The sequence below is a fragment of the Brevibacterium spongiae genome (assembly GCF_026168515.1).
Lineage (GTDB): Bacteria > Actinomycetota > Actinomycetes > Actinomycetales > Brevibacteriaceae > Brevibacterium > Brevibacterium spongiae.
The window spans coordinates 1,033,549-1,053,228 of record NZ_CP093443.1 but is presented as its reverse complement, the minus strand read 5'-3'; the positions used below and the strand labels follow the sequence as shown (position 1 = coordinate 1,053,228).

16 protein-coding genes are annotated in these 19,680 nt (G+C 66.8%); 4 read left to right on the top strand and 12 right to left on the bottom strand.

Features of this window, described 5'->3' with window-relative positions:
• Window positions 1–103: 103 nt before the first annotated feature.
• A complete protein-coding gene (locus tag L1F31_RS04600) occupies window positions 104–1,579 on the top strand; it encodes a malate:quinone oxidoreductase (protein ID WP_265419500.1) in 1,476 nt (491 codons plus the stop codon).
• A gap of 165 nt (window positions 1,580–1,744) precedes the next feature.
• Here L1F31_RS04600 and L1F31_RS04595 read toward each other — a convergent pair whose 3' ends face one another.
• The 3 genes from L1F31_RS04595 to L1F31_RS04585 form a co-directional block, all read right to left on the bottom strand.
• Window positions 1,745–2,569: a bifunctional allantoicase/(S)-ureidoglycine aminohydrolase gene (locus tag L1F31_RS04595; protein ID WP_265419499.1), complete on the bottom strand. Its 825-nt coding sequence runs from the start codon at window positions 2,567–2,569 to the stop codon at window positions 1,745–1,747.
• A gap of 69 nt (window positions 2,570–2,638) precedes the next feature.
• On the bottom strand, window positions 2,639–3,946 hold the full coding sequence (locus tag L1F31_RS04590; RefSeq protein WP_265419498.1) for a DUF6986 family protein: 1,308 nt from the start codon (window positions 3,944–3,946) through the stop codon (window positions 2,639–2,641).
• Window positions 3,947–4,066: 120 nt separating this feature from the next.
• A complete protein-coding gene (locus tag L1F31_RS04585; protein WP_265419497.1) occupies window positions 4,067–5,446 on the bottom strand; it encodes an NAD(P)-dependent malic enzyme in 1,380 nt (459 codons plus the stop codon).
• Between the two features lie 161 nt (window positions 5,447–5,607).
• Here L1F31_RS04585 and L1F31_RS04580 point away from each other — a divergent pair, with 161 nt between their 5' ends.
• Window positions 5,608–6,387, top strand: coding sequence for an IclR family transcriptional regulator (locus L1F31_RS04580; RefSeq protein WP_265419496.1), 780 nt, complete (start codon window positions 5,608–5,610; stop codon window positions 6,385–6,387).
• A gap of 41 nt (window positions 6,388–6,428) precedes the next feature.
• On the opposite strand, the gene aceE is transcribed toward L1F31_RS04580, so the two are convergent.
• From aceE to uraD, 4 genes are all read right to left on the bottom strand, one after another.
• Window positions 6,429–9,182 carry a pyruvate dehydrogenase (acetyl-transferring), homodimeric type gene (gene aceE, locus L1F31_RS04575; protein ID WP_265419495.1) on the bottom strand — a complete coding sequence of 918 codons (2,754 nt, stop codon included), beginning with the start codon at window positions 9,180–9,182 and terminating at the stop codon, window positions 6,429–6,431.
• 191 nt (window positions 9,183–9,373) lie between these two features.
• A complete protein-coding gene (gene pucL, locus L1F31_RS04570) occupies window positions 9,374–10,258 on the bottom strand; it encodes a factor-independent urate hydroxylase (RefSeq protein WP_265419494.1) in 885 nt (294 codons plus the stop codon).
• 157 nt (window positions 10,259–10,415) lie between these two features.
• Window positions 10,416–10,739 carry a hydroxyisourate hydrolase gene (gene uraH / locus L1F31_RS04565; RefSeq protein WP_265419493.1) on the bottom strand — a complete coding sequence of 108 codons (324 nt, stop codon included), beginning with the start codon at window positions 10,737–10,739 and terminating at the stop codon, window positions 10,416–10,418.
• A complete protein-coding gene (uraD, locus tag L1F31_RS04560; protein ID WP_265419492.1) occupies window positions 10,736–11,230 on the bottom strand; it encodes a 2-oxo-4-hydroxy-4-carboxy-5-ureidoimidazoline decarboxylase in 495 nt (164 codons plus the stop codon). Before uraD ends, uraH begins: the two co-directional genes overlap by 4 nt.
• 235 nt (window positions 11,231–11,465) lie before the next feature.
• Between uraD and L1F31_RS04555 the strand changes: the two genes are divergently transcribed.
• Together L1F31_RS04555 and L1F31_RS04550 are read left to right on the top strand one after the other, a co-directional pair.
• Complete coding sequence (locus tag L1F31_RS04555; protein WP_265419491.1) at window positions 11,466–12,668, top strand: glycerate kinase; 1,203 nt, start codon at window positions 11,466–11,468, stop codon at window positions 12,666–12,668.
• A 14-nt stretch (window positions 12,669–12,682) separates the two neighbouring features.
• On the top strand, window positions 12,683–13,156 hold the full coding sequence (locus tag L1F31_RS04550) for a peroxiredoxin (RefSeq protein ID WP_265419490.1): 474 nt from the start codon (window positions 12,683–12,685) through the stop codon (window positions 13,154–13,156).
• A gap of 71 nt (window positions 13,157–13,227) precedes the next feature.
• Here L1F31_RS04550 and L1F31_RS04545 read toward each other — a convergent pair whose 3' ends face one another.
• The 5 genes from L1F31_RS04545 to L1F31_RS04525 all read right to left on the bottom strand — a co-directional run bounded on the left by L1F31_RS04545 (window position 13,228) and on the right by L1F31_RS04525 (window position 19,522).
• Entirely contained in the window at window positions 13,228–14,217 is a 990-nt protein-coding gene (locus L1F31_RS04545; protein ID WP_265419489.1) for a DUF559 domain-containing protein, read from the bottom strand.
• Between the two features lie 144 nt (window positions 14,218–14,361).
• On the bottom strand, window positions 14,362–15,717 hold the full coding sequence (allB, locus tag L1F31_RS04540; protein WP_265419488.1) for an allantoinase AllB: 1,356 nt from the start codon (window positions 15,715–15,717) through the stop codon (window positions 14,362–14,364).
• 183 nt (window positions 15,718–15,900) lie between these two features.
• Window positions 15,901–17,694, bottom strand: a complete 1,794-nt coding sequence (gene gcl, locus L1F31_RS04535) for a glyoxylate carboligase (protein WP_265419487.1) — start codon at window positions 17,692–17,694, stop codon at window positions 15,901–15,903.
• Between the two features lie 81 nt (window positions 17,695–17,775).
• A complete protein-coding gene (locus L1F31_RS04530) occupies window positions 17,776–18,663 on the bottom strand; it encodes a 2-hydroxy-3-oxopropionate reductase (protein ID WP_265419486.1) in 888 nt (295 codons plus the stop codon).
• 28 nt (window positions 18,664–18,691) lie between these two features.
• Window positions 18,692–19,522: a TIM barrel protein gene (locus L1F31_RS04525; protein ID WP_265419485.1), complete on the bottom strand. Its 831-nt coding sequence runs from the start codon at window positions 19,520–19,522 to the stop codon at window positions 18,692–18,694.
• Window positions 19,523–19,680 lie beyond the last annotated feature (158 nt).

The following is a 19,680-nucleotide window of genomic DNA, read 5'->3' as shown; positions in this document are numbered from 1 at the left end:
CCACGCAGGGGTGTTCGCAGTGCCCGGGTTACAGGTGAGCCGATCCCGGAGAGTAGTCTGAGAGACGAATAGAAGCAGTCAGTGACGAGGAATGAGAGTCCAAATGCCCTCACCGCAGGAAAAGGTCGACGTCGTCTTGATCGGCGGCGGCATCATGAGCGCCACACTCGGTGCCATGTTGACCGAACTTCAGCCCGACTGGGACATCCGTGTCTACGAGAAGCTCGACTATGTGGCCACTGAGAGCTCGGACCCGTGGAACAACGCGGGCACCGGCCACGCCGCACTCTGCGAACTCAACTACACCCCCGAGGACTCCAACGGCGACATCGACCTGGAGAAGGCCTCGACGATCAACCAGCAGTTCCACCACTCGCGCCAGTACTGGTCTCATCTCGTCGACACCGGTGTGCTCACCGACCCGAAGTCCTTCATCAACCCCATCGCCCACGTCAGCTACGGCCGCGGCGACAAGGGCCGTGACTACATCAAGCGCCGCTACGAGACGATGGTGCGCAACCCGCTGTTCGCCGAGATGGAGTACACCGACGACCCGGCGACTCAGGCCGAATGGCTGCCGCTGATGTTCGAGGGCCGCGGACCGGGCCAGGTCAACGGCATCTCGCGGATCAAGCAGGGCACCGACGTCGACTTCGGGTCGCTGACCGGCCAGCTGCTCAGCTACGTCGCGGACAAGGGCGCAACCGTGCGCACCAGCCACCAGGTCACCGATCTCGAGCGCGCCTCCGACGGATGGACTCTCACCGTCAAGGATCTGCTCTCCCACGAGACCCACCGGATCGGCGCGCGGTTCGTCTTCGTCGGCGCCGGCGGCGGCGCCCTGCCGCTGCTGCAGAAGTCGGGCATCCCCGAGGGCCGCGGCTACGGCGGCTTCCCGGTCTCCGGGATCTTCCTCCGCACCGGCAACGAGGATCTCGTCGCCCGTCACCAGGCGAAGGTCTACGGTCAGGCGGCTCAGGGTGCTCCCCCGATGTCCGTGCCGCACCTCGACACCCGCGTCGTCGACGGCAAGGACTACCTCATGTTCGGCCCCTACGCCGGGTTCTCGCCGAAGTTCCTCAAGAAGGGCAGGTTCACCGACCTGCCGTTCTCGGTGCGCGGGAACAACCTCGCCACGATGCTCAATGTCGCCAAGGACAACACTGACCTCGTCACCTACCTGCTCGGTGAGCTGGCTGCGACGAAGAAGGCCCGCTTCGAGGCGATGCACCAGTTCATCCCGAGCATCGATCCTTCCGACTGGGAGTTCATCCAGGCCGGTCAGCGCGTGCAGGTGATGAAGAAGGATCCGAAGAAGGGCGGTGTGCTCCAGTTCGGCACCGAACTCATCTCTTCGGCCGACGGGTCGATCGCGGCTCTGCTCGGCGCCTCCCCGGGTGCGTCGACGGCGGTGCCGATCATGGTCAACCTGCTCAAGACCTGCTTCCCGCGTCAGTACGCGGGCTGGGAGTCCGCCGTCAAGGACATGATCCCCTCGCTCGGACGCGACCTCGCCGATGACGAGACCCTGTTGAAGGAGCTCACCGAGTACACCGATCGGACCCTGCAGCTCATCTGAGGCTGATCAGCGACACCTGAGCCTCGCTGCGCAAGCGGAGCGACAGCAGAAAGCGGCTTGCCGGAAGTGATTCCGGCAAGCCGCTTTCTGCGTCAGGGTCGTTCCCCCGGACCGCGGAAGGGTCGTTCCCTCGGAAGGGTGTTCAGAGTTCGACCAGCAGGGTCCTCAGAGTTCGACCTGGCGGTTGACGTCTTTGTAGAGCAGGTAGCGGAAACGTCCCGGTCCCCCGGCGTAGCAGGCCTGCGGGCAGAAGGCGCGCATCGAGACGAAGTCGCCCTCCTGCACCTCGACCCAGTCGCCGTTGAGCCGGTAGACGGCTTTGCCCTCGAGCACGTAGAGCCCGTGCTCCATCTCATGCGTCTCCGCGAACGGAATGACCGCTCCGGCTTCGAAGGTGACGATGTTGACGTGCATGTCGTAGGCGGGGTTCTCCGGGTCGAGCGGACGAGTCGTGCGCCACCGGCCGTCGGTGCCGGGCATCGGCGACGGTTCGACATCGGCTTCGTTTCCGAATTTCGCCTCCGGGCTCAGCCCGGCCACGGGCTGATAGCGCTTGCGCACCCAATGGAAGCGGGCCGCCTCGGTGCCGGTGGACTTCGCGCTCCACGTCGATCCGGCGGGCAGGAACGCGAACCCGCCGGGGGTCAGCGTATGGGCCTGCCCCTCGTGGGTGACCTCGAGCGTTCCGGCCATGACGAAGAGGAACCCTTCGACCTCGGGCTGCGGTTCCGGTGCCTCCGAGCCGCCGCCGGGGGCGACTTCGAGGATCGTCTGCGAGAACGTCACGGCTCCGCCGGCGACCGGCTTGCTGAGCACCCAGGACCGGGTCCCGGTCCATTCGGGCAGGTTCGAGGTGACGATATCGCGCAGCACTCCGCGCGGGATGACCGTATAGGCCTCGGTGACGAGGGCACGGTCGGTGAGCAGGTCCGACTGCGGCGGGTGGCCGCCGGTCGGGGCCCAATAGGTGTAGGGATCGGTCGTCGTCATGGGGCGGGGTCTCCTTCGGTCGGCGTGGTGGTCGGTCCTCGGTGCTGTGGTCGGTCCTCGGCGTGGTGGTCAGTCCAGGGATCCGGTGCGGGCGAGCTGCCCGAGTTCGGCGAGGCTGAGCTGCGTGCGGGTGGTCACGAACTCCTCGGTGTGGGCGCCGCAGACGAGTCCGCGATCGAGGTAGCGGGCGAGCGCCTTCGCGGTCGCCGGTTCGTCGAGCACTGTCGAGTCAGCCTTGTGCACGTAGTTGAACAGGCGCTGTGCTGCCCGGGCACCGCCTTCGCGGTAGAAGGCGAAGGTCGTGAGGAATCGGGTCGGCAGCTGGTGCGGGTGGAGGTCCCACCCCTGGTAGATGCCGCGTTTGAGGTGGCGGCGGACGAGTCCGGCGTGCAGCGCCCAGGCGTGGCGGACCTCGTCGGGTTCGCCGAGCGGGAGGATGTTCGTCGACCCGTCGGAGAGGTGGACTCCTGTGCCGGCGACGGCGAGCATCATCTGGTTCTTCGCGAAGTCCGCGACCGGGTGGTCCATGGCCTGGTAGGCCGCGGCGACGCCCATCGACGCCGAGTAGTCATACGTGCCGTAGTGCAGGGACGTGACCCGTCCCGCCCCGGCGTGCAGTGCTGGGGCCAGCGGCACGGTGCCGTCGGCGCCGAGGATGAGCTGCGGGGTCTCGACCTGGATCTCGAAGGTCAGCGTTCCCTCGGCCAGGCCGTGCTGAGCTTCAAGGCTGCGGCAGGCGATGACCATCGCGCGCACCTGGTCGACCGTGGTGACCTTCGGCAGGGTGAGCACGAGGTTGTCGGGCACCTGTCCGCCGTCCTTGACGAGCTCGGCCAGGAACAGGTCGAGGGTGCGCAGTCCACGAGCCCGCGTGTCCTTCTCCATGCACTTGAAGCGGATGCCCGCGAACGCCGGGGCTCCGGTCTCGCTGCGTCCGGCGATGACATCCCGGGCGGCCTGGACCACCCAGCGGTCCTCGGTCTCATCGCCCTGATCACCGAACCCGTCTTCGAAGTCCAGGCGCAGGTCCTCGATCGGCTCGGTCTCGAGTTTCGCGGTGACCGCCTCGGCGAGCAGATCGGCCTCCCGCGCGACCTGGTGGAGGCTGGGCACCTGCCCGGCCGGGACGGTGCCGGCCTCCTTACGGGCGGCGGTGATGACGCGCTCGGCGAGCTGGAGCATCCCCCCGTGGGCCTCGACGCATTCGAGCGCCTGCTGTCCCCACTGGTAGGGCAGGTCCGGGCTCGTGCGGTCGCCGGGAACGTAGACGGTGTGCACCGGCTGGCGCACATCCCGCTCTCCTGGATAGCTGCGCGTCAGGAGCTCATCCGTGTCCCCCAGCAGTGAGTCGATATCTGTCAGTGTTGATCGTTCCACTTTCACATTCTCTTTCTCTGCTCAGGTTTCACCGGCAAGGCCACGATGCCCGGTCTGAGCTCATTGTCTCTCATTCGCCGTCCCCGGGCACGGCGACTCTCGCGGGCGACGTCGTCTGTTTCAGGACGACACCGCCGCGACCGCCTCGGCGACCTTGACGGCGACCTCGGGGTCGAAGACCGAAGGCACGACGTAGCCGGGGTGGAGTTCGTCCTCGGGGATGCAGGAGGCGATGGCGTCGGCAGCGGCGACCATGATGTTCTCGTCGATGTCGCGGGCTTCGGCGTCGAGGAGTCCGCGGAAGATTCCGGGGAAGGCCAGGACGTTGTTGATCTGGTTCGGGTAGTCGCTGCGTCCGGTGGCGACGACGGCCGCGTATCTGAGCGCCTCGGCGGGGTCGACCTCCGGGTCGGGGTTGGCCATGGCGAAGACGAGGGCGTCCTTGTTCATCGCTTGGATGTCGGTGCCGTCGAGCACGTTCGGGGCGGAGACGCCGATGAACACATCCGCGCCGACGACGGCTTCCTTGAGGGTGCCGTCGAAGCCTTCGGGGTTCGTGTTCTCCTGCAGCCACTTCTTGTGCTCGGTGTCGACGGTCGAGTTCGGTCCGATCGCACCGCTGCGTCCGCAGGCGATGATGTTCGTGGCCCCGGCGACCTGGAGGAGGCGGATGATCGCATTGCCGGCTGCGCCGACGCCGGAGACGACGATGCGCAGGTCCTCGATCTTCTTGTCCACGACCTTGAGCGCGTTCTTCAGCGCGGCGAGGGTGACGACTCCGGTGCCGTGCTGGTCGTCGTGGAAGACCGGGATGTCGAGCTCTTCGCGCAGGCGGGCTTCGATCTCGAAGCAGCGCGGGGCGGCGATGTCTTCCAAATTGATGCCGCCGTAGGCCGGGGCGATGGCCTTGCAGATCGAGATGATCTCCTCGGTGTCCTTCGTATCCAGGGCCACCGGCCAGGCGTCGACGCCGGCGAACTGCTTGAACAGCACGGCCTTGCCCTCCATCACCGGCATGGCCGCCTCGGGGCCGATGTCGCCGAGGCCGAGCACCGCGGTGCCGTCGGTGACGACGGCGACGGTGTTGCGTTTGATCGTCAGCCGCCGCGCATCTTCTTTGTTCGCAGCGATCGCCTGGCAGACGCGGGCGACACCCGGGGTGTAGGCGCGGGAGAGGTCGTCGCGGTTGCGCAGGGGCACCTTCGGCGCGGATTCGAGCTTGCCGCCGAGGTGGAGCAGGAAGGTCCGGTCGGAGACCTTGCGGACGTCGACGCCGGGCAGCTTGTCCATCGCGTCGGAGACCTCCCCGGCATGGGCGACATCGCGGGTGTCGGCACTGACATCGATGGTCACCGAGTGCGGGGTGGATTCGACGACGTCGAGTCCGGTCACACCGGCTCCGGTGGCGGCGGCCGCGGCCACGAGATCGGACGTCGAGGCCTGACCGACCTGTGTGTCGACGCGCAGGGTGATGGAGTATCCGGGACTGGTTGCAGCCATGGCAATATCCTCTCTGATATTGAGTTTCCGTATAATGGATAATAACTTTTGCTTGGTGGAAATCCTAGTGGTTGTCTGCCGATTCGGAAAGTTTCTTCCATTTCGGGACTACACTGAACGGAGTTTCACCGTCGAAACTCCCCACGGAAGAAGGTTGATCGATGAGCAGCAAGGACACACCTGCAGTCCGCCAGACCAAGGGCGGCGTGCAGTCCGTCGAGCGCGCGTTCGGCCTGCTCGAATGCATCGCGAACTCCGCCGGCTCCGCGACGCTGAGCCATATCGCAGCCGATGTGAATCTGCCCTTGCCCACCATTCACCGCCTGTTGAATACGCTGGTCAATCTCGGCGTGGTCCGGCAGCTGCCCAACCGGGGCTATGCCCTGGGCCCGGGTCTCGTGCGGCTGGGCAACCTCGCAGGCTCCCAGCTCGGGGCCATCGCCCGGCCCTACCTGCGCGATCTCGTCGCCGATCTCGGCGAGTCCGCGAATGTCGCGACGATGGACGGAGACATGGTCGTCTACGTCGATCAGGTCGCCTCGGACCGTCAGATGCGCATGTTCACCGAGGTGGGCCGCCGTGCCCATATGCACGACACGGGGGTCGGCAAGGCGATCCTCGCCGGTCTCGACTCCGAGCAGGTCCGTCATATCGTCACGACCGCAGGCATGCCCACGCCCACGGAGTTCAGCATCGGTTCGGTCTCCGAGCTCGAGGCCGAACTCGCCCGCATCCGCGAACGCGGGTATGCCATCGACGAACAGGAGCAGGAACTCGGGGTGCGGTGCTTCGCGATGGCGATCCCCGACTCCCCCACTCCCCTGGCGATCTCGGTGTCCGGGCCGGTCAGCCGGGTCGATCAGAGCTTCGCCGACCGTGCCGTACCGCTGCTGCGGGCTGCGGCCGACCGCATCTCCGAGGAGATGCAGACCGGCCGCTGAGCCGGACCACCGGCTCGGCCCGGTCGCCTGCGTGAACCGGGTCAGGAATCGCCGCCTGCGGTTCCCGAGGTCCCCGCGTTGACGTCGGTGAGACGGTACCGTCGGGCCGCCTCGGCGGGGGTGCCGGGATCGACCTCCCCGCGTTCGGCCAACAGCTGCAGGGTGCGCACGACCATCGAATGGGCGTCGATCCTGAAGTGCCGGCGGGCCGCGGCACGGGTATCGGAGAAGCCGAAGCCGTCGGCGCCGAGCGTCGCGAAGTCCTGGGTGAGGAAGGGCCGGATGAGATCCGGCTGGGTCGAATCGAAATCGCTCGTGGCCACGATCGGGCCCGGTTCGGCACCGAGGCGGCGGCGCACATACGGCACGCGCGGTTCGGCGTCGACGTCGCGCAGCTTCTCGGCCTCACACGACAACGCGTCCCGACGCAGCTGTGCCCACGAGGTCACCGACCATACGGCAGCATCGACGCCCCAGTCAGCGGCGAGCAGTTCGCGGGCCTCCAGCGCCCACGGGACCGCGACCCCGGAGGCCAGCAGCTGCGCCTGCGGACGGGTGCCCGGTGCCGCCTCGGCGGGGGTCTGCGCCTTCGCGATGCGGTGGATGCCGCGCAGGATCCCCTCGACGTCGACGTCGTCGGGTTCGGCCGGCTGGAGCATCGGTTCGTTGTACACGGTCAGGTAGTACATGACGTTGCGGGCATCCTCGCCGAGGTCGTGCTCGCCGTACATGCGGTGCAGGCCGTCGCGGACGATGTGTCCGATCTCGTAGCCGAAGGCGGGATCAAAGACGCGCACGGCCGGGTTCGTGGCCGCGAGCACCGGCGAGTGCCCATCGGCGTGCTGGAGCCCCTCCCCGGTCAGGGTGGTCCGCCCGGCGGTGGCGCCGATGATGAAGCCGCGGGTCATCTGATCCCCGGCCGCCCAGAAGGCGTCGCCGGTGCGCTGGAAGCCGAACATCGAGTAGAACACGTAGATCGGGATCATCGGTTCGCCGTGCGTGGAGTAGGCGGTTCCGGCGGCGGTGAACCCGGCGGCGGCACCGGCTTCGTTGATGCCGACGTGGAGCAGCTGACCCGAGCTGGCCTCCTTGTACGACAGGAACATCTCGCGGTCGACGGCCAGGTAGTTCTGCCCGTTCGGGTTGTAGATCTTCGCGGTCGGGAAGAACGCGTCGATGCCGAAGGTCCGAGCCTCATCAGGGATGATGGGCACGATCCGCTGCCCGATCCCCTCCTCCCGCATGAGGTCCTTCAGCAGGCGGACGAAGGCCATGGTCGTGGCCGCCATCTGCTGGCCCGAGCCCTTCTTCGTCTGCGCGAAGGCTTTGTCACTGGCCGCCGGCAGGGTGATCCGACAGTTCTCCGGTTTCCGTGCCGGGACGAATCCGCCGAGTGCACGGCGCCGGTCGAGCATGTACTGGATCTCTTCGGAATCCGTGCCCGGATGATAGTAGGGCACCGCATAGGGGTCGTCGTCGATGACCTTGTCAATGATCGGGATGTCCATCCGATCGCGGAAGGCCTTGACGTCGGCGGCGGTGAACTTCTTCATCTGGTGCGTGGCATTGCGGGACTCGAACGTCGTGCCCAGCCCGTAGCCCTTGACCGTCTGGACGAGGATGACGGTGGGTTTGCCCTGTGTTCTCACTGCCCTCTGGTAGGCGGCGAAGACCTTGTGGTAGTCGTGGCCGCCGCGTTTGAGGTTCCAGATGTCGTCGTCGCTCAGGTGCTCGACGAGTCCCTTCGTCACCGGGGACCGGCCGAAGAAGTTGTCGCGGATGAATCCGCCGGATTCGGCTTTGAAGGTCTGATAGTCCCCGTCGAGGGTCTCGTTCATGATCCGCACGAGCTCGCCGGTGCGGTCCTGCGCGAGCAGATCATCCCATTCGCGGCCCCACAGGACCTTGATGACGTCCCAGCCGGCGCCGGTGAACGTCGCCTCGAGCTCTTGGACGATCTTGCCGTTGCCGCGCACAGGTCCGTCGAGGCGCTGGAGGTTGCAGTTGATGACGAAGGTGAGGTTGTCGAGTCCTTCGTTCGCGGCCAGCTGCAGGGCACCGCGCGATTCGGGTTCGTCCATCTCCCCGTCGCCGAGGAACGCCCACACCCGCTGGTCGGATGTGTCCTTGATCCCGCGGTGCTGGAGGTAGCGGTTCATCTGCGCCTGGTAGATCGCATTGATCGGACCGAGTCCCATCGACACTGTCGGGAACTGCCAGAATTCGGGCATCAGCCGCGGGTGAGGATAGGAGCTCAGTCCGTGCGGGGCCCGCGAGACCTCCTGCCGGAACCCGTCGAGGTCGGCCTCGGACAGGCGGCCCTCGAGGAACGCACGAGCGTACATTCCCGGTGAGGCGTGGCCTTGGAAGAAGACCTGGTCGCCGCCGCCGGGATGGTCCTGGCCGCGGAAGAAGTTGTTGAAGCCGATCTCGTAGAGAGTGGCGGCTCCGGCGTAGGTGGAGATGTGGCCGCCCACGGAGATCTCCGGGCGCTGTGCACGGTGGACGAGCATCGCCGCGTTCCAGCGCAGCCATCTGCGGTAGCGGCGTTCGATCCGCTCATCGCCGGGGTAGGCGGGTTCCTGATCGGCAGGGATCGTATTCACATAGTCGGTGGTGGTGACCTTGGGTTGGGCGACGGAGTTCGTGGCCGCGCGGCGGCGCAGCGCCTCCATGATCTCGCCGGCGCGCGCGGTGCCGCGTGCGCCCACAAGTCCCTCCCAGGACTCGAGCCAGTCATCGACCTCTTCGTCGGTGGTGCTCCTCGGGTTCGCCGAGGCGGTGTCCTGTGTCATTGCGGGGTTGTCCTTCTCACGGGGTCCGGGCTTCCGGGACCGTGTTCCGGCCGGAAGCCCGGAGACGGAAAGTGCTGAGCCGGCGTCGTTGCCGGCTCAGCGGCTGAGTTGCCTCAGCAAGTGAGGTGCCTCAGCGGGTGTGACTCTGCCTCAGCAGGTGTGACTCTGCCTCAGCAGCCGCGGAGTCTGCCTCAGCAGAAGCCTGCGATCTGTGCCCATGCGTCCTTGTTCTCATCCACGCCTTCGCGGGTGAAGGTGGCCTCGATGAGGCCGTACGGGCGATCGGCGACGATGAAGACCTCGTTCGGGTTCTCCAGTCCGAAGCGCTCGATGTCGTAGAGGAAATGGTGCTTGTTCGGGCAGGAGAAGCGGATCTCGTCGATCTGCGGCACTGCCTCGATGACCTTCTCACCCATCTGGTAGAGCGTGTGCTGCAGGGCGTGGGAGAAGTGGTCGGTGAACGAGTCGAGGATGATCTCCTTGACACGGGTGTACACGGCCTCGAAGTCGAGGTCGGTGGTGTTGTAGATCCACCGGGTCGCGATGTCGGTGGCGAGGATCCGGTCCTCGGTCTCCGGCAGGGTCGTGTACTTGTCCTTCGGGTATCCGACGAAGCCCGATTCGGTGGTCTTGAGCACGGTGAGGCCGTTGAAGCCCGAGATCAGGGTGTCTTTGTCGCCGTCGCGGGTGAACACGGCGGTGCGCACCTCGGGGGCGGACTTGAAGAACGAGTGCTTGTGGTCGTTGATCCGATCCCAGCCGTATTCCTCGGCCTCCCAGCGTCCGCCGGTGACCCAGTCGAAGCTGGATGTGAAGTGGTCGGCCAGGCCGATGAGGAACTGCTCGGGCGAACTCACGCCCAGTTCCTTCGCCTTCGCGAAGACGGTGTTCTTCTGCGTGTCGGTGGCGACGACGTGTTCGTTGTTGCCTTCGGTGTGGGCGGTCTCGAAGTCGCCCCACAGCTGCGAAGTGACGTTGAGATCGCGGATCTCATGGCGGTCGGTGTCGCGGTAGACCCGCATCAGTCGGTTCTCCGCCTTGCCGTACTGGTTCGATGTCAGTCGGACCTTGCTCATCTTGGTATTCCTCCAGTTCGTCGGCATGCGGGCATGCGCATGCCGTGACCATTCGATTGGCGAGGCCTGCCGGAACGTGCCCGGTCGGCTTCGGCGGTTTGTTGAGGATGAGATCCTGCAGGGGGCCTGCTTCCCCTGATGTCGTTGTGGGTCCGGCTCAGCTGCCGCGGTAGGTGCTGTAGGCGAAGGGGCTCAGCAGCAGCGGGATGTGATAGTGCTCCTGTCCGGCCTGGACGGTGAAGTCGATGGTGACGACCGGGTGGAAGTGGTCCATGTCCCGGGCGGCGAAGTAGGCGCCGGTGCCGAAGACGATCCGGTAGTCGCCGGGTTCGAGGTGGTCGGGGCCGAAGTCGGAGACCCGCCCGTTGTCGTCGGTGTGGGCCGAGACGATGACCTCGGCGCCGTCATAGAGCGTGACTTCGAGATCTGCGGCGGGGGTGCCGACGGTCGAGTCGAGTGCGTGGGCGGTGATGAAGCTCATGCGAGGATTCCTTCGAGTCTCAGGGCGGCGATCTGAATCAGCTGTTCGCCGACTTCGGCGTTTTCGTCCGCTTCGGTGTTGTCCATGCGCCGCTGCAGTTCGGACAGGATCTCGGCAGGAGTGCGTCCGGCGGCGCGGATGAGGAACACCCGGTCGAAGCGCTCTTCGTAGGCGGCATTGCCGGCGGCCAGCTGCGACTGCACATCGGCTTCGAGGGTGCCGAGTCCGGCCTGCTCGCGGCTCGAGTGGGCAGCCTCCGCGCTGTCGCCCTTCGCCTTCTCGCCGATGCGCGGGTGATGGGACATGGCGGCGTCGATCTCGTCGGTGCGCAGTGGGCCGGCATCATCGCGCGCCGAAGCCAGGGCGGCGTCGACGTCGGGGAAAGGACGCGCCGCAACGACTGTGTCGATCCAACGGTCGACGTCGAGGCAGGGGCGCAGAACATTCCGGGCTGCCTCAGCTGGGAGTCGATTGAACTCGGCCAGGTCCACGGTGACCTCCTGGTCGTGCACTGACGGGATTTCACGGTTCGGAATACCATTTCCGAACGATTGGTTCGAGTCTGCTGGGCGTGAACGGCAATGTCAAATTGCTCACATATTTTTATGGAAACATTCTTCCGAATCGTGGATAATGGTGAGCGGGCCAGGCAGCACATCAGCAGGCCCCGTCCCGAACCGCGACCACCACACGAGCCCGATCCCGACGATGAGATTGAATGAGGACATGAGCTACGACGCTTCGACACACTCCGCATCTGCCCATTCCTCTCTCACTCATGCCCCGAGGATCGTCTGCGCCCCTGATTCCTTCAAGGGTTCGGCCTCGGCACCGGGCGCTGCGGCCGCCTTGGCTCGCGGCGCCCGCACGGCCTTCCCTGCTGCCGACGTCGCCGAACTGCCCTTCGCCGACGGCGGGGAGGGCACCCTCGACGCACTGCTCGCGGTCTGGGGGACCCCGCCGCGCACGGTGGACACCGTCGATGCTCTGGGCAGGGCCGCCTCGGCGGCGTTCGGGGTCTCCCCTGATGGGAGGACCGCGGTCATCGAGGCGGCCCAGGCCAACGGGCTGCCCCAGGTCTCGGACGTGCCGCTGCAGCCCGAGCGCGCCGACACCTTCGGCGTCGGACTCATCGCCCGCGCCGTGCTCGACCTCGGCGTCGAGGAGATCCTGCTGTGCATCGGCGGCTCGGCGAGCACCGACGGCGGAGTCGGCATCGCCGCAGCCCTCGGCGCCCGCTTCACCGATGCCTCGGGCACCGACGTCGCCCCCGGCGGCGGAGGGCTGGCCGCGATCGCGAACGTCGACACCGCCGATCTCGATCCGCGGGCGCGTCGAGTGCGGTGGCGCATCGCCGTCGATGTCGACAATCCGCTCACCGGACCCCGCGGGGCCGCTGCCGTCTTCGGCCCCCAGAAGGGTGCCGACGCGGAATCCGTGACCACCCTCGATGCCGGGCTTGCCCACCTCGCCAAGGTGCTCACCTCCTCCCCCGGCGACGCCGAAGCCCTGGCCGCAACGCCGGGGTTCGGTGCCGCCGGCGGTATCCCGGTGGTGCTCACCTCGCTGCTGGGCGCCGAGGTCGTACCCGGATCGACCATGGTCGCCGAGACGGTGGGACTGGCTTCGGCCCTGGCCGAGGCCGATATCGTGCTCACCGGCGAAGGGTCGTTCGACTCGCAGTCCCTGGGCGGGAAGGTCGTTGCGGCCGTACGGGACCACGCCCCCGCCTCGGCGCGGGTGATCGTCATCGCCGGACGCGTCGGACTCTCCCCCGCGCAGTGCCGGGAGGCCGGGATCACGGCCGCGCTGTCGATCGCTCCGGGCCCGGCCGACCTGACCACCTTGTCCGAGCGCGCCGAAGCGCTCATCGAGGATGCGGCCGCGCATGCCTGCGCACTCGTGGCCGCCGGAAGCTCCACTCAATGATGAAAGGATGCACCATGACCACCCAGACTCAGCTTGCCGTCGGAGATATCGCTCCGGACTTCCTGCTCACCGACGCCGAGGGGCGGACCGTGTCGAAGGCGGACTTCGCCGGCCGCAGCGTCATCCTCTACTTCTACCCGAAGGCGGCCTCGCCGGGCTGCACGATCGAGGCCTGCGATTTCCGGGACAATCTCTCTGCGCTCTCTGCCGCGGGATTCGAGGTGCTCGGCATCTCGCCCGATGACACGGATTCGCTCAGGGAATTCGCCGCCGAGGAGGGACTGACGTTCTCGCTGCTCTCCGATGAGGGTGCGGCGGTCGCACGGGCCTACGGCAGCTTCGGGCCCAAGACGATCGGCGAACACACGGTCCTGGGCACCCAGCGCTCGACCTTCGTCATCGGCCCCGACGGCACGCTCACGCACGCGGAATACGATGTCGACGCCCGCGGCCACGTCGCCCGCCTCCGCACCCAACTCCTCCCCTAACTGCTACCTGACGGCGCCCCAGCACCCTGGCGCCAGGGTGCTGGGGCGCCGTCACGTGCTTCTTGACGCGATCATCCGGTGCGCAGCCGTGAGGCCAGGACCCCGAGGATCCGTTCGAAGGGCGCAGTGCGGAAGAGCTCGCCGAACGTCAGACGGATGACCTTGTACCCCCTGGCCTCGAGAGCGGCTTCGCGCGTCTTCTCCGCGGCAATGCTCTCCCGCGGATTCCGGCCGTCCATCGTGTACTTCTCCAGGCCGTCGATCTCGATGATCACCTTCGCGTCGCGGTGGCAGAAGTCCACGCGGGCAATCACCTCACCGCGGTCATCGCGGAACTCGACCTGCGGTTCGAAGCCTGCGATCCCGTGCTCGAAGAACCGGACGGCAGCGATCGATTCCGAGGGCGCCTCCCGGCGCCCATCGGTCAGGTTGAGGGCACGCAGGACTGCCGCATCACCGCGGGATTCGGGGCATTCGTCGAGGACCGCCTCCAACCTGGGCCGGGTGGTCAGTCGGCGGCGGATCGCCTCGTCGAGCATCGGCACCGACATATCGAGGTCGTAGTCGCGGGCGATGTCGATGAGAGTGCGCTCCATCGTCGTCACCGCGTAGATGCCGAGCATCTTCCGATGCGCCGAGGGGATCTCGCGGTTGCGCACGTAGAGGTGGCGGTACTTGCGACTGACGTTGGGGCGGAACACCTCCACCCGGGTTTGTGCCGAATAGGCGATCGGCAGGCCGTGAACGAGAGCGGCCGAGAGGTGGGAGAAGACCTCGCGCCCCTTCGTCGCCCGCCAGCGCCCGGACGACGAGTGGATCCGTTCGGCGCGGGTGCGGATGAGAACGCGCAAAGGCTCGATCTCATCGCGCATATCGCCTTGGCGCCCGAACTCCTCGAAGTCCTCTTCGCTCAGTGCGGCCCAGATGACTTCGTGCCGTGCGTCTTCGCAGGAACCCGTCGCCACATACCGCCCCCGGGCGATGCGCCTGAGGCAGCAGTTCACACCGCGTCGGATGTCGCCCTTGGAAAACCCCAGCCGGTACAGCTTCTCGGTCGTCATACATAGATACATGACACCAAAATGCATCATTCGATAACGAACAGCAATAGCCGGACCCAAATTGTGGATAACTTCTCCCCCGAACTACCTGACGGCGCCCCAGCAACCTTTCGCCGGGTTGTTGGGGCGCCGTCAGGTAGTAATTCAGCGGGCTTGGAGGAGGCGGCCGGTCGGGGTCTCGAAGTCCACCGGAGTCCCGCGCAGCACGGTCGAGGTCACGCGGCCTCGGACGGTGCGGGCATCGTAGGCGCTGATCTGGTTGCGGTGGTAGAGGTCCGTGGCGTGGACGGTCCACTCCTCGTCGGGGGCGAACACGGCGAAGTCCGCGTCATTGCCCTCAGCGATCGCTCCCTTGTTCGACACCCGGGCGACCGACGCCGGTGCCGACGACATCCAGCGAACCACCTCGGTGAGTTCGATCCCGCGCTTGGCGGCCTCTGTCCACACGAGCGAGAGCCCCAGCTGCAGCGAGGAGATTCCGCCCCATGCGGCTCCGAAGTCGCCGGTGTCGAGCAGCTTGAGTTCGGCCGTCGACGGCGAGTGGTCGGAGACGATGCAGTCGATCGTGCCGTCGATGAGCCCCTGCCACAGTGCTTCCCGGTTCGATTCCTCGCGGATCGGCGGGCAGCACTTGTGCGTCGTTGCTCCGTCGGGGATCTCCTCGGCGGTGAAGACGAGGTAGTGCGGGCAGGTCTCGACGGTGAGCCTGATGCCCTCGGCCTTGGCCGCGGCGATCTGCTCGAGCGAATCCGCCGAGGACAGGTGGAGGATGTGCGCCCGGACTCCGGTCGCTCGGGCGGCGTCGATGACCCGGCCGATCGCGACGTTCTCGGCCTCGCGCGGACGCGTAGCGAGGAAGTCGGCGAACTTCGGTCCTGAGTTCTTCGGTGCCGCGGACATGACCTCGTGGTCTTCGGCGTGGACGATGAGCATCGAGTCGAAAGACGCGATCTCGGCCATGTCCGTCTGCATCTCCGCCGGCTCGAGCGGCGGGAACTCCTCGACCCCGGAGTCCTCGAGGAAGCATTTGAAGCCGAAGACTCCGGCCTCGTGGAGGGGGCGCAGATCCGCGGTGTTGCCGGGGATCGCCCCGCCCCAGAAGCCGACGTCGACGAACGCCTTGGGTGCGGCGACCTCGCGCTTGGTCTCCAGCGCTGCGACGTCGACCGTGGGCGGCAGCGAGTTGAGCGGCATGTCGACGATCGTCGTCACTCCCCCGGCCGCGGCGGCGCGCGTGGCGCTGGCGAAGCCCTCCCACTCAGCGCGGCCGGGATCGTTGACGTGGACGTGCGAGTCGACGAGGCCCGGCAGCAGCACCTCATCGGCTCCGACCTCGACGACCTTCGCCCCCGCCGAGGCGGCTGCATCCAGATCCTGTCCCCCGCGGGCGATCTCGGCGATCTTCCCATCCGTGACGCCGATCGTCACGGAGCCGGTGCCATCGGGCAGCACGGCCTTCTCGGCGTGGATGATCAGGTCGAAGCTGGCGTCATTGCTCACATTTCCTCCTCAGTCGCCCGCCCCCGGCAAGACCGGCGGACACGGGTTCGGTATACCGTTCTAGCCTACTCGGATCGGGCGATTCGGCCTAGCCAACGTTCGGCCTAGCCACGTTCGACCCAGCCGGGCCGAACCCGGCCACGTTCGGCCCAGCCGCGTTCGGCCCGGCCGAAACAGCTCAGCCTATTCTGCCGTGGCCAGCTGCCCCATCGGCGTCAGCGCCGTCGGGGCATCCGCTGGCGTCTGAGCGAGGGTCTCGAACTCGTTGATCTGATCGAGCGCCGCACCCATCGAGATGTTCGTGACACGCTCGAGGATGACCTCGACGACCACGGGCACCTGGTGCTCATCCATGAGCTCCTTGGCGACCCGCAGTCCTTCACCGATGAGTTCGGGGTCTTCGACCCGCAGCGCCTTGCATCCGAGCCCTTGGGCCACGGCCACGTGATCGACCCCGTATCCGGACGACGCGGAACCTGCGGCGTTGATGTTCTCGAACGCCAGCGACACCTCGTAGTCCATCTCGAATCCGCGCTGGGACTGGCGGATGAGTCCGAGATAGGAGTTGTTGACGACCACATGGACGTACGGGATCTTGTGCTGAGCGCCGACGGCGAGCTCTTCGATCATGAACTGGAAGTCATAGTCCCCCGACAGGGCGACGACGGTCTCGCCGGGTTTGCCCTTGGCCACGCCGAGTGCCGCGGGCCCGGTCCAGCCCAGCGGCCCGGCCTGGCCGGCGTTGATCCAGTGGCGGGGCCGATAGACATGCAGCATCTGGGCTCCGGCGATCTGGCTGAGCCCGATCGTAGAGACATAGGTGACGTCCTTGCCGAAGGCCTGGTTCATCTCCTGGTAGACGCGCTGCGGTTTGATCGGCATCTCGGTGAAGTTCGTCTTCCGGTGTTCGGTCGACTTCCGCGCCGTGCATTCGTCGGCCCAGCCGGTGAAGTCCGGCAGTCCGCTCGTCCGTGATCGCGCGGCGGTCAGCAGTGCGTCGAGGGCGGCCCCGGCATCGGAGGCGACGCCGTAGTCGGGGGCGAAGACGCGTCCGATCTGGGTGGGTTCGATGTCGATGTGGACGAACTTCCGGCCCTCTCGGTAGACGCCGAGGTCCCCGGTGTGACGGTTGGCCCAGCGGTTGCCGATGCCGATGACGAGGTCGGATTCCAAGAAGCTGGCATTGCCGTAGCGCACGTGCGTCTGGATGCCGACCATGCCCGCGGCCAGCGGGTGATCATCGGGGATCGCGCCCCAGCCCATGAGCGTCGGTGAGACCGGGATCGAGGTGAGCTCGGCGAATTCGACGAGGCGATCGGCCGCATCCGCATTGATGATTCCGCCGCCGGCGATGATGATCGGATGCTTCGCCTCGGCGATGAGGTCGAGGATCTTCTCCGCCTGCGCCGAGGTCGCTGCCGGCTTTGCTGGTGCGAGGGGTTCGTAGGTGTCGATGTCGAAATCGATCTCGGTCTGCTGCACGTCGATGGGCAGGTCGATGAGCACGGGTCCGGGCCGGGCCGAGCGCATGAGCTGGAATGCCGCCTGGAAGACTCCGGGAACCTGCCCGGCCTCGAGCACCGTCTTGGCCATCTTCGTCACCGGGGCGGCGATGGAGGCGATGTCGACGGCTTGGAAGTCCTCTTTGTCGAGCACGGCGACCGGGGCTTGGCCGGTGATGCACAGGATCGGCTGGGAGTCCGCTGCCGCGGCGCAGAGGCCGGTGATCATGTCGGTGCCGGCAGGGCCCGAGGTCCCCAGGCAGACTCCGATGTTGCCTGGTGCCGAACGGGTAAAGCCGTCGGCCATATGGGAGGCTCCCTCGACGTGGCGGGCCAGGGTGTGGCGGATTCCGCCGTGGGCCTTCATCGCCGAGTACAGCGGGTTGATCGCCGCTCCCGGCAGGCCGAAGGTCTCGGTCGCGCCTTCCTTTTCGAGGATGAGCACAACGGCGTCGACTGCGCGCATGCGTGTCATTTTTCGTCCTTTGTTCGTGAGCCGGCGACGACGCTGTCGCCGGCTCGGTCCGTGGTGGGATTCCCGCGCCGAGGCGGTGCTTCAGTTCTCGTTCTTGCCCGACAGCTGCTCGACGACGGTGAAGAGACCCGAGTGGTCGAGTCCCCCGTTGCCCTGCTGCACGGTCGCTGCGACGAGCTGTGCGACGGTGGCCCCGAGTGGGATCGCGACCCCGGCCTCGCGGGCGGCGGCGGTGACGATGCCCATGTCCTTGTGGTGCAGTTCGAGACGGAACCCGGGACCGAACTCGCGCTCGAGCATCTTCTGCCCCTTCTGCTCGAGCACCTTGGATCCGGCCAGTCCCCCGCCGAGGACTTCCAGAGCCGGGGTGGTCTCGACGCCGTAGGCTTCGAGGAAGACGACGGCTTCGGCGAGGAGTCCGATATTTCCGGCGACGATGAGCTGGTTGGCGGCCTTGACGGTCTGGCCGGCACCGGAGGGTCCGACGAGGACGATGGTCTTGCCGACGGCGTCGAAGACATCGGCCACGGCATCGAAGTCGGCCTTGTCTCCGCCGACCATGACGGAGAGGGCTCCGTTGATGGCGCCGGGCTCTCCGCCGGAGACGGGTGCGTCGAGCGGTTTGAGTCCCGCCTCCTTCGCCTGCGCGGCGAGTTCCGTGGCCACGTCGGGGCGGATGGTGGAGAAGTCGATCCAGGTGGCGCCGGCTGAAGCGTGGGCGAGGATGCCCTCGTCACCGGTGAGCACGGCCTCGACGTCGGGAGAGTCCGGGACCATGGTGATGATGACATCGGCCCCTGCCACCGCCTCGGCGATGGTGGCGGCGGCACTGCCACCCGCCTCGGCGAGCGTGTCGGCCTTGGCCGGGGTGCGGTTGAATCCGCGCACGTCGAAGCCGGCGTTGACGAGGTTCTTGGCCATGGGCAGGCCCATGATGCCGAGTCCGATGAATGCGATTGTCTTGCTCATGGGGTTTCCTTCGTGTCGATTCGGGGTGTCAGGCGGTCTGGGCGGCGTGGGTCAGCCAGTCGAAGGCGGTGGCGCGGTCCTGTTTGTATTCGAGTGCGATCGACCCGGTGTAGCCGAGGTCGTAGGCCCGGTCGATCCAGTCGCGCAGCGGCAGCGAGCCGGTGCCCGGTGCTCCGCGTCCTTCGGCGTCGGCGATCTGGATGTGGCCGAAGTTCGCGGCCTCGGATTCGATGACGGCGGCCACGTCGTCGCCGTTGACGTGCATGTGGAAGAAGTCGGCAAGGACGGAGATGTTGGCGGGTCCGTCGGTGCGGACGGCCGCGACCACCTCGGCGGCGTCGGCGTAGCGCTTGAGCGGGTAGGCCTCGGCTCCGGAGACGGGTTCGACGAGGACGGTGCCGCCGATCTCATCGACGGCCTGGGCGGCGCGGGCCAGATTCGCCGCGGCCACCTGGTCCTGCTCGGCAGGATCCTGGCCGTCGGTGCGCAGACCGTAGAGGGCGTTGAATGCGCGGCAGCCGGTGCGGCGGCCGATCTCGACGACGATCTCGACGTTCGCGGCGAAGTCCTCTTCGGCGCCTTTGATCGAGACCATGCCCCGGTCGCCTCCGGCCATGTTCCCGGCCCAGAAGTTCAGGCCCTTGAGCGCGACTCCCGCGGATTCGAGCGAGGCGATGAACTCATCGACCTCCGCCGAGGTGGGGGTCGGGTTGCCGTCGAAGGGCCACCAGAACTCAACCTGGCTGAATCCCGCGTCCTTCGCGGCCTGGGCGCGCTCCATCACCGGCAGTTCGGTGAGCAGGGTGGAGCAGTTGAGGACGTAGTTGTCGGGACTGGTGAAGTCGAATGACGGGGACATGCAGCTCTCCTTTGAGTGTCTTGCTTTTCCGTATTGTGGAAGTTGATTTCCATTCCGTGAAATAAGCATAGACAGCTCGCGGAGTTCTCGTCAAGAGCCCCGGCGCTTCCTCCCCAAAAACAACCCGACGGCGCCCCAGCAACGTGGCGTGGAGTGGT

What these genes read in the sequence shown, in the direction of transcription:
- L1F31_RS04525 (WP_265419485.1), bottom strand. Translation starts at nt 19,522, where the DNA reads ATGTCCCCGTCATTCGACTTCACCAGTCCCGACAACTACGTCCTCAAC.
- gcl (WP_265419487.1), bottom strand. Translation starts at nt 17,694, where the DNA reads ATGACACGCATGCGCGCAGTCGACGCCGTTGTGCTCATCCTCGAAAAG.
- L1F31_RS04545 (WP_265419489.1), bottom strand. Translation starts at nt 14,217, where the DNA reads ATGACGACCGAGAAGCTGTACCGGCTGGGGTTTTCCAAGGGCGACATC.
- L1F31_RS04580 (WP_265419496.1), top strand. Translation starts at nt 5,608, where the DNA reads ATGAGCAGCAAGGACACACCTGCAGTCCGCCAGACCAAGGGCGGCGTG.
- aceE (WP_265419495.1), bottom strand. Translation starts at nt 9,182, where the DNA reads ATGACACAGGACACCGCCTCGGCGAACCCGAGGAGCACCACCGACGAA.
- L1F31_RS04555 (WP_265419491.1), top strand. Translation starts at nt 11,466, where the DNA reads ATGAGCTACGACGCTTCGACACACTCCGCATCTGCCCATTCCTCTCTC.
- L1F31_RS04595 (WP_265419499.1), bottom strand. Translation starts at nt 2,569, where the DNA reads ATGACGACGACCGATCCCTACACCTATTGGGCCCCGACCGGCGGCCAC.
- L1F31_RS04585 (WP_265419497.1), bottom strand. Translation starts at nt 5,446, where the DNA reads ATGGCTGCAACCAGTCCCGGATACTCCATCACCCTGCGCGTCGACACA.
- L1F31_RS04600 (WP_265419500.1), top strand. Translation starts at nt 104, where the DNA reads ATGCCCTCACCGCAGGAAAAGGTCGACGTCGTCTTGATCGGCGGCGGC.
- pucL (WP_265419494.1), bottom strand. Translation starts at nt 10,258, where the DNA reads ATGAGCAAGGTCCGACTGACATCGAACCAGTACGGCAAGGCGGAGAAC.
- L1F31_RS04550 (WP_265419490.1), top strand. Translation starts at nt 12,683, where the DNA reads ATGACCACCCAGACTCAGCTTGCCGTCGGAGATATCGCTCCGGACTTC.
- uraH (WP_265419493.1), bottom strand. Translation starts at nt 10,739, where the DNA reads ATGAGCTTCATCACCGCCCACGCACTCGACTCGACCGTCGGCACCCCC.
- L1F31_RS04530 (WP_265419486.1), bottom strand. Translation starts at nt 18,663, where the DNA reads ATGAGCAAGACAATCGCATTCATCGGACTCGGCATCATGGGCCTGCCC.